Source organism: Streptomyces sp. TAA204, from assembly GCF_000424965.1.
In genome coordinates, this window is record NZ_AUKW01000018.1 from 128,333 (window position 1) to 141,770 (window position 13,438).

Annotated in this window: 12 protein-coding genes; 2 read left to right on the plus strand and 10 right to left on the minus strand. The window is 69.8% G+C overall.

Features of this window, described 5'->3' with window-relative positions; all coding sequences use genetic code 11:
* Positions 1 to 227: 227 nt before the first annotated feature.
* The 7 genes from mmsB to H343_RS0120070 form a co-directional block, all read right to left on the minus strand.
* Positions 228 to 1,469 carry a multiple monosaccharide ABC transporter permease gene (gene mmsB / locus H343_RS0120040; RefSeq protein WP_028432609.1) on the minus strand — a complete coding sequence of 414 codons (1,242 nt, stop codon included), beginning with the start codon at positions 1,467 to 1,469 and terminating at the stop codon, positions 228 to 230.
* A 10-nt stretch (positions 1,470 to 1,479) separates the two neighbouring features.
* On the minus strand, positions 1,480 to 3,063 hold the full coding sequence (mmsA, locus tag H343_RS31700; protein ID WP_051265601.1) for a multiple monosaccharide ABC transporter ATP-binding protein: 1,584 nt from the start codon (positions 3,061 to 3,063) through the stop codon (positions 1,480 to 1,482).
* Between the two features lie 53 nt (positions 3,064 to 3,116).
* Entirely contained in the window at positions 3,117 to 4,331 is a 1,215-nt protein-coding gene (gene chvE / locus H343_RS31705) for a multiple monosaccharide ABC transporter substrate-binding protein (RefSeq protein WP_078505932.1), read from the minus strand.
* Positions 4,332 to 4,333: 2 nt separating this feature from the next.
* Positions 4,334 to 5,245 carry a hypothetical protein gene (locus H343_RS0120055; protein ID WP_486586979.1) on the minus strand — a complete coding sequence of 304 codons (912 nt, stop codon included), beginning with the start codon at positions 5,243 to 5,245 and terminating at the stop codon, positions 4,334 to 4,336.
* Between the two features lie 226 nt (positions 5,246 to 5,471).
* On the minus strand, positions 5,472 to 6,530 hold the full coding sequence (locus H343_RS0120060; protein WP_051265576.1) for an alcohol dehydrogenase catalytic domain-containing protein: 1,059 nt from the start codon (positions 6,528 to 6,530) through the stop codon (positions 5,472 to 5,474).
* Positions 6,527 to 7,696 (minus strand): mandelate racemase/muconate lactonizing enzyme family protein, encoded by a 1,170-nt coding sequence (locus H343_RS0120065; protein ID WP_028432612.1) that lies wholly within the window; start codon positions 7,694 to 7,696, stop codon positions 6,527 to 6,529. The genes H343_RS0120060 and H343_RS0120065 overlap by 4 nt, the downstream gene beginning before the upstream one ends.
* A 219-nt stretch (positions 7,697 to 7,915) precedes the next feature.
* Complete coding sequence (locus H343_RS0120070) at positions 7,916 to 8,875, minus strand: SGNH/GDSL hydrolase family protein (RefSeq protein WP_106958892.1); 960 nt, start codon at positions 8,873 to 8,875, stop codon at positions 7,916 to 7,918.
* Positions 8,876 to 9,197: 322 nt separating this feature from the next.
* Between H343_RS0120070 and H343_RS0120075 the strand changes: the two genes are divergently transcribed.
* Both H343_RS0120075 and H343_RS0120080 read left to right on the plus strand, forming a co-directional pair.
* Positions 9,198 to 9,692 carry a DUF3145 domain-containing protein gene (locus H343_RS0120075; RefSeq protein ID WP_028432614.1) on the plus strand — a complete coding sequence of 165 codons (495 nt, stop codon included), beginning with the start codon at positions 9,198 to 9,200 and terminating at the stop codon, positions 9,690 to 9,692.
* Positions 9,693 to 9,727: 35 nt separating this feature from the next.
* Positions 9,728 to 10,612, plus strand: coding sequence for an NAD(P)-dependent oxidoreductase (locus H343_RS0120080; protein WP_028432615.1), 885 nt, complete (start codon positions 9,728 to 9,730; stop codon positions 10,610 to 10,612).
* Positions 10,613 to 10,704: 92 nt separating this feature from the next.
* Here H343_RS0120080 and fabF read toward each other — a convergent pair whose 3' ends face one another.
* From fabF to H343_RS0120095, 3 genes are all read right to left on the minus strand, one after another.
* Complete coding sequence (gene fabF / locus H343_RS0120085) at positions 10,705 to 11,967, minus strand: beta-ketoacyl-ACP synthase II (protein WP_028432616.1); 1,263 nt, start codon at positions 11,965 to 11,967, stop codon at positions 10,705 to 10,707.
* A 113-nt stretch (positions 11,968 to 12,080) separates the two neighbouring features.
* Positions 12,081 to 12,329, minus strand: a complete 249-nt coding sequence (locus H343_RS0120090; RefSeq protein ID WP_028432617.1) for an acyl carrier protein — start codon at positions 12,327 to 12,329, stop codon at positions 12,081 to 12,083.
* An 85-nt stretch (positions 12,330 to 12,414) separates the two neighbouring features.
* The gene (locus tag H343_RS0120095; protein ID WP_028432618.1) at positions 12,415 to 13,422 is read right to left on the minus strand and encodes a ketoacyl-ACP synthase III; all 1,008 of its coding nucleotides are present in this window, start codon (positions 13,420 to 13,422) and stop codon (positions 12,415 to 12,417) included.
* Between the last annotated feature and the right edge of the window lie 16 nt (positions 13,423 to 13,438).

Consider the following 13,438-nt stretch of genomic DNA (forward strand, 5'->3'; position numbering starts at 1 on the left):
CACCCAGGCGCGTACAGAGGAGGGCCGCACCCTGTCTTCCGGGCCCGTCCCGTGGCGTGCGGCCCTCAGTGCTGCCTGGGGCCTTTCCTCCCTGGCCCGGGTTCCCGGCGCGGCCGTGCCCCCGGCCCGTGTTCCCGTCCGAAGCGGGGCGGGAACACGGGCCGGCTCCGGGTGCCCGAAGCGGCGGGGTGTGCGGCCGTCCTGCCGTCTCACTTGCCGCCTACCCGTCAGGAACCCACCTTCCGCTTGTTCCAGACGTCGAAGCCGACGGCTGCCAGCAGCACCAGCCCCTTGATGACCTGCTGATAGTCGGTGCCGATCCCCACCAGCGACATGCCGTTGTTGAGCACGCCGAGCACAAGCCCGCCGATCACCGCGCCCAGCACGGTCCCCACGCCCCCGCTCATCGACGCGCCGCCGATGAACGCCGCGGCGATGGCCTCCAGTTCGAAGTTGATGCCCGCCTGCGGTGTGCCCGCGTTGAGCCGTGCCGCGTACACACAGCCCGCGAGTGCCGCCATGACGCCCATGTTCACGAAGACGAGGAAGGTGACCCGCTTGTCCTTCACACCCGAGAGCTTGGCCGCCGCCTTGTTGCCGCCCAGCGCGTACACATGCCGTCCCACCACGGCGTTGCGCATCACGAAGCCCAGCCCGATGAGCAGTACGCACATGATCAGCAGCACCAGGGGGACACCGTGGTAGCTGGCCAGAGTCAGGGTGAAGGCCACGACGGCCGCCACGATCGCCGCACACTTCAGCAGCCACAGATTGAACGGCAGCACCTCGAGCTCGTACGCCAACTGCCGCCGCCTGTCCCGCCACTCCTGGAAGAGCACGAAGGCGAGGACGACCAGACCGATGACCAGAGTGGGGTTGTGGTACTGGGTGTAGGGGCCCATCTCCGGGATGAAGCCCTGTGCGATCTCCTGGAACCCCCTGGGGAAGGGAGCGATCGACTGCCCCTCCAGCAGGATCTGCGTACCGCCGCGGAAGAGCAGCATCCCCGCCAGCGTCACGATGAAGGAGGGGATGCCTACATAGGCGATCCAGAAGCCCTGCCAGGCGCCTGCAGCCGCGCCGATCAGCAGCGAGAGCACCAGCGCCAGCACCCACGGCATGTCGTGCCTGACCATCATCACCGCCGCGGCGGCACCCACGAACGCGGCCAGTGAACCGACGGACAGGTCGATGTGGCCGGCGATGATCACCATCATCATGCCCATGGCCAGGATCAGGATGTAGCTGTTCTGCTGGACGATGTTGGAGACGTTGTTGGGCAGCAGCAGCGAGCCGTCCGTCCATATCTGGAACAGCACGACGATGAGTGCGAGCGCGACGAGCATGCCGTACTGGCGCATGTTGTTGCGGACGGTGCCCAGCAGCAGCGATCCCGCGGACGTCCCGCCGCCTGCGGGCGGTTCCGGTCGGTCGCCGGAAGGGGAACGGGTTTCGGTCGGTGTCGTCATCTCTCGGCCCTCAGCTCTTGTCACTCGTGCCGTCGGCGCCCGCGCCGGTGCTGCCGCTGGTGTCCAGGGTTTCGGTCATGTGCCGCATCAGGACCTCCTGGGTCGCGTCCTGGCGCGCGACCTCTCCGGTGAGCCGGCCGGCCGCCATCGTGTAGATCCGGTCGCACATCCCCAGCAGTTCGGGCAGTTCGGAGGAGATGAAGACGACCGCCTTGCCGCCGGCGGCGAGCTGGTCGATGACCGTGTAGATCTCGTACTTCGCGCCGACGTCGATGCCGCGCGTCGGCTCGTCGAGGATGAGCACCTCGGGATCGGCGTTTATCCACTTGCTGAGGACGACCTTCTGCTGGTTGCCGCCGCTGAGCCGCTGGACCTGCTCGTGGACGGTGGGCGCCTTGATGTTCATCGAGCGCCGGTAGCGTTCGGCGACCTGCCGCTCCGCGTGCTCGTCGACGACGCCGCGCCGGGCGAGCCCGCCGAGCGAGGCGAGGGAGATGTTGCGGTTGATGTTGTCCGCGAGGTTGAGCCCGTAGGTCTTGCGGTCCTCGGTGACGTAGGCGATGCCGTGCGAGATCGCCTCGGGCACGCTGCGGGTGAGCACTTCGCGGCCCTCGACCTCGACCGTTCCGCCCGCGTACTGACCGTAGGAGCGGCCGAAGACGCTCATGGCCAGCTCCGTACGGCCCGCCCCCATCAGCCCGGCGATGCCGACGATCTCGCCGCGCCGCACCTCGAGCGAAACGCCGTCGACGACTTTGCGCTGATGGTCGATCGGATGCCGTACCGTCCAGCCGTTCACGGAGAGGGCCACCCGGCCCGCGTCCTTGCCCTCGTAGAGGGTGCGTGACGGGAAACGCTGGTCCAGGTCGCGGCCGACCATCCCGCGGATGATGCGGTCCTCGGAGATCTCCGGCGCGTCACCGGGGCGTTCGCGCACGGTGAGTGTCTCGATGGTGCGTCCGTCGCGCAGGATGGTGACGGAGTCGGCGATCTGCCGGATCTCGTTCAGCTTGTGCGAGATGACGATGCACGCGATGCCCTGTGCGCGCAGCTCGCCGATCAGCTCCAGGAGCTTGCGGCTGTCCTCGTCGTTGAGCGCGGCGGTCGGCTCGTCGAGGATGAGCAGCTTCACCTCCTTGGAGAGCGCTTTCGCGATCTCCACCAACTGCTGCTTGCCGACACCGATGTCCGCGACGCGGGTCTGGGGCTTGTCCGGCAGACCCACCCGTTTGAGGAGCGCCTGGGCGTGCCGGAGCGTCTCGCTCCAGCTGATCACGCCGCGTGTGGCGTGCTCGTTGCCGAGGAAGATGTTCTCGGCGAGGGAGAGGTAGGGGACCAGGGCGAGTTCCTGGTGGATGATGACGATGCCGCGCTGCTCGCTCGCGCGGATGTCCCTGAAGGCGCAGGACTCGCCGCCGAAGAGGATCTCGCCCTCGTAACTCCCGTGCGGATGTACGCCGCTGAGCACCTTCACCAGCGTGGACTTGCCCGCACCGTTCTCGCCGCAGACGGCGTGGATCTCGCCGGCGCGCACGGTCAGATTGACGTCGGAGAGCGCTGTGACGCCGGGAAAGGTCTTGGTGATCCCGCGCATCTCCAGCACGGCCGGTGCGGCGGCCGTCGGTGTCTCCTGCTCCGCCGGGGCCGTCACTTGAGCTGCCCGGCCTTGTAGTAGCCGTCCTCGACCAGCCGCTGGGTGTTGGACTTGTCGATGCTCACCGGCTTGAGCAGGTAGGCCGGTACGACCTTCTTGCCGTTGTCGTAGGTCTTGGTGTCGTTGACCTCGGGCTTCTCGCCCGTGAGTACCGCGTCCCCCATCTGCACCGCCTGTTCGGCGAGTTTGCGGGTGTCCTTGTAGACGGTCTGGGTCTGCTGGTCGCGCATGATCGACTTCACCGAGGCCAGTTCGGCGTCCTGGCCGGTGACCAGGGGGAAGGGCTTGTCCCCGGAGCCGTAGCCCGCGCTCTTCAGCGCGGAGAGTACGCCGATGGAGATGCCGTCGTAGGGCGAGAGGACGGCGTCGAGGTCCTCGGACCCGTAGTTCTTGCTGAGCAGGTCGTCCATCCGCTTCTGCGCGGTCCCGCCGTCCCAGCGCAGCGTGGTGACCTGGTTCATCTTCGTCTGCTTGCTGCGGACGACGAGCTGGCCCTTGTCGATGTAGGGACGCAGTACCTTCATCGCCCCGTCCCAGAAGAACTTCGTGTTGTTGTCGTCGGGGGAGCCGGCGAACAGCTCGATGTCGAACTTCTCGTCCTTCTTCTCATCCAGCTTCAGCTTGTCGACGATGTAGCCGCCCTGCAGTTCGCCGACGCGCTCGTTGTCGAAGGAGGCGTAGTAGTCGACGTTCTCGGTGCCCAGCAGCAGCCGGTCGTAGGAGATGACGGGAACATCGGCATCCTTCGCACGCCTCAGTACGTTCGTGAGCGCGGAACCGTCGATGGCCGCGACGACGAGCAGCCGGTGCCCCTTGGCGATCATGTTCTCGATCTGGGCGACCTGGTTCTCGACCTTGTCGTCGCCGTACTGCAGATCCGCCTCGTAGCCCGCGTCCTCGAACTGCCGTGCCATGTTCCTGCCGTCGGCTATCCAGCGCTCGGACGACTTCGTCGGCATGGCGAGGCCGACGGTGCCGCCCTTGCCCTTCTCGGCCTTGTAGCGGCTGCCGCCCTTGGCCTCCTGACCGCAGGCGGCGAGTGAGCCCGTGAGGAGCGCCGCGGCGGCGAGCGCGGCGAGGGGTGCGGTGCGCCGCCGCCGGGGCGGGGACGCCCGGCCGGGTTCACGGCCGGGTCCGGGTTCGGTTCCGGGTCGGGTTCCGGTCTCAGGGCCGGGACCGCCAGCGGGGTCGGGGGTGCGGGTACCCATGGTCAGTTCCTCTCGGGAAGCGGGAATCGCTGAAGTTCGCCCGGCAGCCGGGATCCGGGCGGCGACATGCCGCCGTCCGCTCCGAGCCGGGCGAGGAGATCGAGGGCGAGCCTGCCGCGCCGGACCCGCTCGCGTGCGGAGCTGAGGGCGACGTCCCGCAGCTGCGCGCCGTAGGGGTAGATGCCGGGCGCCTTGCTGAGACCGAACTTGAGGTAGATCGGCGCACCGCGGCGGACCAGTTCGGCCGCCTCGTACATCCGCACGTACCCGCCCAGGTCGTCGGGCGCCTCCAGGTAGAAGTCCATAGGGGCGGCGCTGACGCGGCGTATCTCGGTCAGGTGTTCAAGGGTCAGGTCGGAGGGGATGTTGAGCGAGTCGGCGCCGAGGCGTTCGTACACGCTGTACGCAGCCGGGTTGACCGGGCCGATGAGCGCGGACACCTTCAGGGTGGTTTCGGCGGGCAGTTCGCCCGCGGCACGCATCCGGTGCAGCACCCACAGGACGCCCTCGTCGGCCACCAGCAGGCAGCGCACGCCGAGTCCGGTGGCCCGCAGCGCGTCCTCGACGCAGCCGGCCACGGCGTCGTGGCCGCGGGCGCGAAGGCCCCCGCCCCCGGAGTCGCTGCGGGTTGCGGCACCGATGTCCCACGTGCCGCGCGGTCCGGTGAACAGGCACAGTTCGATGTCGTGCTGTGCGCAGACACCGACCATCTCGGTGATCTCCGCGTCGGTCAGCATCCACACGCCGCTTCCCTGGCTGATGCGGTGGACGGGCACCTGGAGACGTGCCGCCTCCTCGAGCACGGCGGCCAGTACTTCCGGTCCTTCGCACGAAGGCACCTCGGTGCGCCAGGTGCCGCCGTCCGGGAAGGTGTGCGGTGAGGCGTCGGACGGGTCGGGGGCGGGGGCGCCCATGCCCACGGCGGCGAGGGCGTCGGCGCCTGGGCGGCGGGGAACCGGGGAGGCGGGGGGCACGGTGCTCCTGAGGGTCGGGGGTTCGGACTCGGGGCCGGGTTCGGGGCCGGCAGCCGGAGCCGGAGCCGGGGCAGAGCGCGGGGAGCGCTCCTTCGGGACGTTTTCCGCCAGTACCGCCGACCGGGATCGGCCCGGCCGGTCCGGCGGACGTGGACGAGTGAACGGTTCAGGGCCGCAACAGCACCTTTCCTACGCCGGGTTCACCACTGCCCACGAGCCGGACGGCCTCGCCGAAGCCGGTCAGCGGCAGTTCGTGCGTGATCAGCGGCGCCGGGTCGAGCAGGCCGGTGCCGAACGCCCGTACGGCGAACGACCAGGCAGCCGGCGGAGCACCGAAGACCGAGCGGACGGTCAGCTGGCTCACGGACAGGTGAACCGGATCGATGCCCTCCGCGCCCGGTCCGAACATGCCGGTGAGCACGGCCCGTCCGCCGCGCCGTGCGAGCAGGCAGGCGTCCCGCGCGGTGGTGGGCGCGCCCGCGGTCTCCACGACCAGGTCGTATCCGTCCGCCGCGATGTCGGAGTCGCCCGGTGGACGCACGTGCGTGGCGCCCATCGTCAGAGCCTGCTCGGCACGGGGTACCCGAGGGTCGACCGCGAGCAGTTCCAGCGGGGAGTACGCGGCGAGCAACTGCACGGCGAGCAGCCCCAGGGTGCCCGCCCCCAGCACCGCGATCCGCTCGCCGGGCCGTGGTTCGCCCGCCGTCACCGCCGCCGCGACGACGGCCGCGGGCTCCAGCAGTGCGGCGGCCCGCAGGTCGGCGTCGTCGGCGAGGAGGTGCAGCAGCCGGGCGGGCAGTACGAGGAAGTCGGCGAATCCTCCTGGCCGGGTGAAGCCCGTCTCCTCGTAACCACTGGTGCACAGGCTTGTCGCGCCCTCCCGGCAGCGCTCGCAGCGCAGACAGGCCCGGAAGCCCTCGGCGACGGCCTTCCGGCCGACGAGCAGCGGGTCGACACCCTCGCCGACCGCGTCGACCGTCCCCGACCACTCATGGCCCGGGATGACGGGATAGCGGACGTAGCCCGGAGCGCGGGTGCCGTCGTGGACCTCGCGGTCGCTGGCGCAGACGCCCGCCGCGTGAACGGCGACCCGTACCTCTCCGGGACCGGGCCGGGGCAGGGGGCCGGTGACGAGGCGGTGCCGTCCGGGGGCGTCGACCACCACGGCCCGTGCGCCGGAGAGGGCGTGAGTGCCGTCCTCGGAGGCACTGTCCGTGCCGGTCATCCCCGCTCCCCTCGTCCGCTGTTCGGGTCACGCTTCTCCCAGCCCTCGGCCCACAGATCGAACCGGGCCTGCTGCTGGGGGAACTCGGCCGCAGCGTCGGTGTCCAGCTCGACGCCCAGCCCGGGGGCGCTGGGCAGTTCGAAGTAGCCGTCGACGACCTCCGGGGCCCCGGTGACGACCTTCTTGATCTCGGCGTCGGCGAAGTCGTTGAAGTGTTCGAGGATCTTGAAGTTGGGTGTGCAGCCCGCCAGTTGAAGAGAGGCCGAGGTCAGCACCGGGCCGCCGACGTTGTGCGGGGCGACGAGTGTGTAGTGCGTCTCGGCGGTGGCGGCGAGCTTGCGGGCCTCCAGGATTCCGCCGATGTGGCCGACGTCCGGCTGGATGATGTCGGCCGCCTGCGACTCGAAGAGTTCGCGGAACTCGATGCGGTCATGGACGCGCTCACCTGTAGCGACCGGCACGTCCACCTTCCCGGCCACCTTGGAGAGGGCCTTGAGATTCTCCGGCGGCACCGGCTCCTCCAGCCACGCGGGCGCGAAGGGCGCCATCTCGCGTGCCAGCCGCACCGCTGTCGAAGGGCTGAACCGTCCGTGCATCTCCAGCATCAGCTCGGTCTCCGGGCCGATCGCGTCCCGTACGGCCTCGATGAGCGACACCGCGTACCGGGTGCCCGCGTGGTCCAGTTCGAAGTGGCCCGTGCCGAACGGGTCGATCTTCAGGGCCCGGTAGCCGCGCTCGACGACCGCCTGCGCCGCCTTGTGGTACGCCTCCGGGGTGCGCTCCGTGGTGTACCAGCCGTTCGCGTACGCCTTGACCCGGTCCGTGACCTTTCCGCCCAGCAGCTGCCAGACCGGGACCCCCAGTGCCTTGCCCTTGATGTCCCAGCAGGCCATCTCCACGCACGCGATGCCGGACATCACGATCTCTCCGGCACGCCCGTAGTCGCCGTACTTCATGCGCCGCACCAGATCCTCGACGGCGAACGGGTCGGAGCCTGCGATGTGGTTGGCCTCCGCCTCGCGCAGGTAGCCCACGAGGGCGTCGGTGTGGCCGAGCATCCGGGTCTCACCGATTCCGGTGAGACCGTCGTCGGTACGGACCCGGACGTAGGTGAGGTTGCGCCAGGGCGTACCCACGACGTGGGTGCTGATTCCGGTGATGCGCACGGCAGTCGGCCCTCCACACACATTCGCTGTTCGAAATTTCGACTATCGTTCGAAATGCTGTCGCGAATGTATTGAGGCTCGCAGAGCCGCGTCAATGGGTGGTGCACCGATGTTTCCGGCCACCGTCAGCCGCTGCGCTCGCGCTGCTTCCGACCGGTCGCCCCGGACGAACGCCGGAGGGAGTGCATGGGCGGACGCGCCCGTGGAGAACTGCCGGGACTACCCGGGCTGCTGCCCGTCGCGGGCGGTGATCCCGCGATAGGCGAGGTCGGCGAGCTTGCGCTGCCCGGCCTTGCTGGGGTGGAACCAGTCCCAGCGGCTGAGTTCGTTCTTCGTGAAGCGGTAGCGGAAGACGGCGCCGCCGTCGTAGCGGCAGCGAGGAGACTTCGCGCACTCCTCCTGCAGGACGGTGTTGTACGAGACGACCCGCTCGTGGACCTTCTGCCGGCGCGCCTGGGCGGCCTGGGACATCGACTGCGGGTCACGCAGCATCGACTGGCAGATGCCCAGTCCCCATACCTGCTCGCCCCAGGCGTCGCCGCGTCCCTGCTCCCACAGGCGCATCAGGTTGGGCACGCTCGCCACGTACACCTGGGTCTTGGGCCGTGCCTGGCGCAGCGTACGCAGTGCCTCGCTGAAGTCGGCACGGAAGTCCTCCACCGGCGTCATCCGCCCAGGGGTGGACCGGCACGCGTCGTTCGCGCCGGCCAGCACGGTCACAAGCTCCGGCCCCCGCCGTGCCGCGCGCTCCATCTGGGAGGGAAGGTCGGCCATCACGGAGCCGCTGACCGCGTAGTTCCAGCTGTTCTTCGAAGGGGCCTCGCCGATGAGGCGGCTGGCGAGGCTGCGCACCGCGGAGTCGGTCCCGGTGACCCAGGAGGCGCGTGCGCAGTCCTCCAGCAGTGAACAGGCGTCGAAGCCCTGGGTGATGGAGTCGCCGACCGCCGCGATGGACGACGGGTCGCGGTCCCACTCGGGAGTGGGGGAAGGGGAGGGGCGCGCGCTCTCGTCAGGGCGCTCCCCCGTGAGGCTCCCGCTTCCACCGCCCAGGAGGACGGCGAGGGCGATTCCGCCGATGAGCACCACGGCGAGGGCGGCGAGCGCCACGGCCCGCCCACGACGGGTTATCCGTACGCCGCCCGCTCCCGCGGCGCCCGCCCTCCAGTGGCTCTTCGGCATCTGCCCCCTCATCTCCCCGCTGTCGGTCCGACGGTACGTCACCCGGGGTCCCCGGGCGCGCGATAGCTTTGACCCGTGCTCTCCCGCAGGATGCCCGCTGTGCCGGGGCGGGGGCGTACGTTCGGCGACTGCTGAATATTACGCCGCGTCACCTCATGTCCCTTTCGGGGAGAATTGGCGCCAATGGTGTTTACTATTCGTAACCTCGGCGCTGATGACGAAGTGACCGGTGGTGCAGGATGTCAGGCGCCGGCCCGGCGCGTGACCGGCAGTAGTCGAGGCAGTCGGTGAAGACGCCCCTCGAACCGCACTGGAGGTCCCGGTGACGACACGTGGAGTTCTGTACGTGCACTCAGCGCCCCGCGCGCTGTGTCCGCACGTCGAGTGGGCAGTGGCAGGGGTTCTCGGCGCCCGCGTCAACCTCGACTGGATCAGACAGCCGGCGTCTCCCGGTACCTGGCGTGCGGAGTTCTCCTGGCAGGGCGACCCCGGCACCGCCTCCAAGCTCGCCTCAGCCCTGCGCGGCTGGCACCTCCTGCGCTTCGAGGTCACCGCGGAGCCCTGTTCCGCCGCCGAGGGCGAGCGCTACAGCTCCACCCCTGAACTGGGCATCTTCCACGCCGTCACCGGCATGCACGGAGACATCCTCATCCCCGAGGACCGGCTGCGCGCCGCGCTGGACCGCGCCTCGCGCGGTGAGAGCGAACTCGAGGCGGAACTGGCCAAGTTGCTGGGCAAGCCCTGGGACGACGAGCTGGAACCTTTCCGCTACGCGGGTGAGGGTGCCCCGGTGCGCTGGCTGCACCAGGTCGTGTGAGTCCCTTCCGCCGCCTCGTCCGCTAGCTTGCCCTCATGCCTGAAAGACTCTCAGTGGCCGTCCTCGGTACCGGAATCATGGGTGCCGCCATGGCCCGCAACCTCTGCCGTGCCGGACTCGACGTCCGCGTCTGGAACCGGACCGCGGCCAAGGCCGAACCGCTGGCCGACGACGGGGCCCGCGTCGCCGCCGGCCCCCGCGAGGCGGTGGAGGGCGCCGAAGTGGTCCTGACGATGCTGCACGACGGGCCGGTCACCTCGGAGGTCATGCGTGCCGCCGCCCCGGGGCTGCGCTCCGGCACGGTGTGGATGCAGTGCACGACCGCCGGCGTCGACGGACTTCCGCCGCTGGCCGGACTCGCTCATGACTACGGGCTCACCTTCGTCGACGCTCCCGTTCTGGGCACCCGGCAGCCCGCGGAGTCGGGACGTCTGCTCGTACTGGCGGCCGGTCCGGCGCACGCACGGGCCGGGCTGTCGCCCGTGCTGGACGCGGTGGCCGCCCGTACCGTGTGGGTGGGTGAGGAGCCGGGGGCGGCGACGCGGCTCAAACTGGTCTGCAACAGCTGGGTCCTGGCGGTCACTCACGGTGCCGCCGAGGCACTGGCGCTCGCGGAAGGGCTGGGCGTCGATCCGCAGGACTTCCTCGACGCGATCGAAGGCGGCACTCTCGACATGGGCTATCTGCGGATCAAGGCGGACGCGATCCGCTCCGGAGACTTCCGGCCCAGCTTCGCCGTCGGCACGGCCGAGAAGGACGCACGGCTCATCCTCGCGGCGGCGGAGGAGGCCGGGGTGCGGCTGGACGTCGCCGCGGCGGGTGCGGAGAGATTCCGGCGGGCGGCCGAGGCGGGCCACGCGGACGAGGACATGGCCGCCTCCTACTACGCCAGCTTCCCGGACAGGCACGCCGGGAACTGAGCGCGGGGACGTGTCGAGACGGGTGAGGGGGCGGCCCCGTCGGGGCCGCCCCCTCACTTCGTGCGGCGCGTTGTGCCGGACCGGCCGGGTCCTCAGACCGTACGGAAGGCCAGCACCACGTTGTGACCGCCGAATCCGAAGGAGTTGTTCAGGGCGGCGATCGTGCCCCCGGGAAGGGAGCGGGCCTCGCCCCGGACGATGTCGGCGTCCGCCTCAGGATCGAGGTTCTCCAGGTTGATGGTCGGCGGTGCCGTGCGGTGCCGCAGGGCCAGGATCGAGGCGACGGTCTCGATACCGCCCGCGCCGCCCAGCAGGTGGCCGGTCATCGACTTGGTGGCGGAGATGGCCATGTGGTCGGTGTCGTCGCCGAAGACCTTCCGCAGCGCCTTCAGCTCCGCGATGTCACCCAGGGGGGTCGACGTCGCGTGTGCGTTGATGTGCATGACCTCGGACGGCTTGAGGTCGGTGAACTCCATCAGGTTCTGCAGTGCGAGGGCGATGCCGTTGCCGCTGGGCTCGGGCTGGGTGATGTGGTGGCTGTCGGCCGAGATGCCCTGGCCGACGGCCTCCGCGTAGATCCGCGCACCGCGCTTCTTGGCGTGCTCCGCCGACTCCAGCACGACGACGCCGGCGCCCTCGCCCATCACGAAGCCGTTCCGGTCGGCGTCGTACGGGCGTGAGGCGCGCTCCGGATGGTCGTTGTCCTTCGACATCGCCATCATGTTGCCGAACGCCACGATGGGCAGCGGGTGTATGGCCGCCTCGGTGCCGCCCGCGACGACGACGTCCGCACGGCCGGTGCGGATCATCTCCACCGCGTAGCCGATGGCCTCCGAGCCCGAGGCGCAGGCGCTGACCGGAGTGTGCACGCCGGCACGGGCGTTGACCTCCAGACCGACGTTCGCGCTGGGGCTGTTCGGCATCAGCATCGGGACCGTGTGGGGAGAGACCCGCCGCACGCCCTTCTCCCGCAGCACGTCGTACTGGCCGAGCAGCGTGGTGACACCGCCGATGCCGGAGGCGACGACCGCCCCGAGGCGGTCGGGCGAAACGGATGCGTCCTCACCGGCCTTCGCGGTGAAGCCCGCGTCGGCCCAGGCCTCGCGGGTCGCCACGAGCGCGAACTGGGCGGAGCGGTCCAGCTTGCGTGCCTGGGGGCGCGGAATCGTCTCGGTCGGCTCCACCGCCACCTCGGCGGCGATCCTGACCGGCAGTTCGGCCGCCCAGTCCTGGGTGAGCGGGCCGACACCGGAACGTCCGGCGAGCAGACCTTCCCAGGTCGATGCGCTGTCGCCACCCAGCGGTGTGGTTGCGCCGATACCGGTGACGACCACGGAGTGTTGGGTCGTGTTCACTGGAATTCTACTCTCCACTGGTAGAGGGTGAGCCTGCGGACCACCTCACCCGCGCCCCGGGACGGAGCCCGAGGGCGCGCGGCGGATGGCGACAAACGCGCGGGCGGTTGTCTTCAGCTCTGGTGCTTGAGGATGTAGTCGGTCGCGTCGCCGACCGTCTTGAGGTTCTTCACGTCGTCGTCCGGGATCTTGACGCTGAAGCGCTCCTCGGCGGCGACGACCACCTCGACCATGGACAGCGAGTCCACGTCCAGGTCGTCGGTGAAGGACTTGTCCAGCTGGACGTCCTCGGTGGGAATACCGGCGATCTCGTTCACGATCTCGGCGAGACCCGCGACGATCTCTTCCTGCGTGGCGGCCATGTCGGCGCTCCTTCGGTGTTCTTGCGTGTTCCGGATGGTTGGCCCCACCGACCCGTACGGCGCTGTACGGAGGTGTGGATCTTGACTAGGGGAGGGTAACGACCGTTGCTGCGTAGACGAGACCTGCCCCGAAGCCGATGACCAGTGCGGTGTCGCCGCTCTTGGCTTTCCCGGTCGCCAGCAGCCGCTCCATCGCGAGCGGAATCGAGGCGGCCGAGGTGTTGCCGGTGGTTTCCACGTCGCGGGCGACCGTGACGTGCTCCGGCAGTTTGAGGGTCTTCACCATCGAGTCGATGATCCGCATGTTGGCCTGGTGCGGAATGAAGACGTCCAGGTCCGCGGGGGAGACGCCGGCGGCGTCGAGAGCCTGCTGTGCGACCTTGGCCATCTCGTAGACGGCCCAGCGGAAGACCGTCTGGCCCTCCTGGCGGATGGCGGGGAACTTCTCCATCACGCTGCCGTCGCGGTAGGCGTCCCACGGCACGGTCTGGCTGATGACGTCCGCCTTGTCGCCCTCGGAGCCCCACACGCTCGGGCCGATGCCGGGCTCCGTGGCCGGACCGACGACGACGGCGCCCGCTCCGTCCCCGAAGAGGAACGCGGTGGAGCGGTCCGTCAGATCGGTGAGGTCGGACAGCCTCTCCACGCCGACCACGAGGACGTTGTCCGCGCTGCCGTCGACGATCATGCCCTTGGCGATCGTGAGGCCGTAACCGAAGCCCGCGCAGCCCGCGTTGACGTCGAAGGCGGCGGCCTTGCCCGCGCCCATCCGGTCGGCGATCTCCGTGGCGATGGACGGGGTCTGCTTGAAGTGGGACACCGTGGCGACGACCACGCCGTCCACCTGCTGCGGGGTGATGCCCGCGTCGGCGACGGCCTTGCCCGCCGCAGTCAGCGACATCTCGGCGACCGTCTCCTCGGGGCCGGCCCAGTGGCGGCTCGCGATGCCCGAGCGGGAGCGGATCCACTCGTCGGAGGAGTCGATGTGCTTGAGGATCTCCTCGTTCGTCACGACACGGGTCGGGCGGTAGCCGCCGACGCCCAGGATGCGGGCGTACGGGGCACCTTTGGCAGGCTTGATCTTCGCGGTCATGCTCTCGAGCTCCTTG